The organism is Gluconacetobacter entanii, from assembly GCF_003206495.1.
GTDB lineage: Bacteria > Pseudomonadota > Alphaproteobacteria > Acetobacterales > Acetobacteraceae > Novacetimonas > Novacetimonas entanii.
Window position 1 is genome coordinate 1 of the sequence record NZ_NKUF01000150.1, and the last position, 1,993, is coordinate 1,993.

Annotated in this window: 2 protein-coding genes; both read right to left on the reverse strand. The window is 48.7% G+C overall.

What is annotated here, in order from left to right:
- Positions 1 to 324 (reverse strand): hypothetical protein (locus CFR72_RS17005; RefSeq protein WP_146220790.1); only part of this gene is annotated, 324 nt, incomplete at its 3' end.
- A gap of 1,387 nt (positions 325 to 1,711) precedes the next feature.
- The coding region (locus CFR72_RS17765) for a cyclic nucleotide-binding domain-containing protein (protein ID WP_208630105.1) at positions 1,712 to 1,993 on the reverse strand (282 nt) is incomplete at its 5' end.

The following is a 1,993-nucleotide window of genomic DNA, read 5'->3' on the forward strand; positions in this document are numbered from 1 at the left end:
GACCATCGGCTGTGATATTTCAAGGTCCGTGGCGATGTTCTTTTGATTCAGGCAGAATAAATTGCCGAATTGCATCCGTTCAACAATATAAAGAACAACCCGAAGTTCAGATGTTGTGACTTTATACTCATTAATCATCTTGTTCATTGCTCCTGTCATGGCCATCACAAACGGCTGTTTTATTGTAGAAACACCTTCCTTTTTCATGAAAACGTTTACTTGTTGTGTTCCGTGGCTCTTGGTTCGTCGTTTCAGTAATTCCTGCGCTTTTTTGAAAGAACCGTCATCTTTACCACCGGAATACTCATAATCTTCGTGCAACATTGTTCAATGCTCCTTGTGTCATGAATCTAGTATATCAGATTTGGTTCATATTTTTAACCTGTGGTGAATTTTCATAACCATGATGATGTTATGAATTTATAACCCGGTGGAAATTAAGTTAACCATCTAGTTGCGAATGATTATCAACAAGTAGCTAAAAATATAACCTGGGGGTTATATCGACTTAACCTGTAGGTTATATTTTTTATAACCTGTAGGTTATATTTTGTTGGCTGGAAGGGGCAGAAAACTAGGAAAAAATGAGTCTCTAAGAATAAAAAGAATGTAAGAAGGGAAAACTCCGCTTCGCTCCGTTTTCTGAGTGTTATCCATAAGGCGTGACGTGGACGCCCAAATCTACGGGAGCGGCACGCCTTGTGGGTAACGCGGGCTTACCCAGCAAATGGATATACGGAAGTGCAGGATTCGATCCGTGTGGCGTGCGTGAGCTGTTCCACGTCGCGTCCATCTATTCATCTGTGGGGATCACAACCCCCCTGCGCCCCGCGCGCTTCGCTCACTGCGCCCCCGCTGGGGGCTGTTGCAGACGCTGACCTTCGGTCATCGAACATGGGGCAGGTGGAAGCCTACGGCTTCTGCTCTCCATGCGAATATGGCGGGTCATTGTCATTCCACCATCATCAACCGGATGTGCGACATTCTCCCCCCGATGCTAGACCCCCCGCTGGGGGATCGTCGCCCAGAACAGCATTCACGAAAGCCGTCACAGATCCCCATACAGTCGCTTCGCTCCAGTTCCTGGGGGTTTCCCCGGAAATGATGGAAATCGCACTGTAAGCGGCTCTAAATGCCAATTCCGAGTATGTTGGAAGTTCCGTATTGCTCATGAAGCGGGAAGAACATGTCATTTCGGAGTGATATCGGGGAAGGTTCGGCCGGACGGGAACCGTCTGGGGGAATCGTGGCACATGGTGACGCGACCCGCAGGGCCGTGGTGGGGGTATTACTTTCAATCATTCATTAATTGCCAAACAACGCGCCAGCGTTGGCTTTCAGGCATTCATAATCAGTGTTGTGTGATCCCCTATTGGGAAGCACTGGGAAAGGCCGTAGGCCGCCTTTCTGGAAGAAAGTTCCCCGTGCGTTGGGGAAGTTTCCCCAATCAATAAACAAGGTAGCAGGCCATCCAAAACGTCGAGCGTTTCAGGGTTAGCCAGTCATGGTCTGCGGTGTACATTTCGGCTTCGCCTGCATTCCCACCCCACACCAACTGGCAAGGGGCTGTGCCCCGTTGACCCCAAGAAATCCCGTCAGGGCAATGTTGTGAAACCCGAGAACTGCGTTCCCTGCCCAAGTGCCAACAGCCCCGAGAAGTGGCGCAGGGAGCGGCTGCGACCGGGGCGGCAGGGGGGTGCCCTGCTCTCGTTCACTGGTCGAATACAGGTTCATACATACCACCGTCATTCGATGCCCTGCGAAGGTTGGTTAATGTTTCAGAATCGGATTTATGCTTTAACCCTTTCATGAATATATTGGCATTGATGTATTTGTTCTTCTCGTGGTCAACGACGATCACACCTTTTTTCTTCAATGAAGAAAAAAGCTTACTGACCATCGGCTGTGATATTTCAAGGTCCGTGGCGATGTTCTTTTGATTCAGGCAGAATAAATTGCCGAATTGCATCCGTTCAACAATATAAAGAACAAC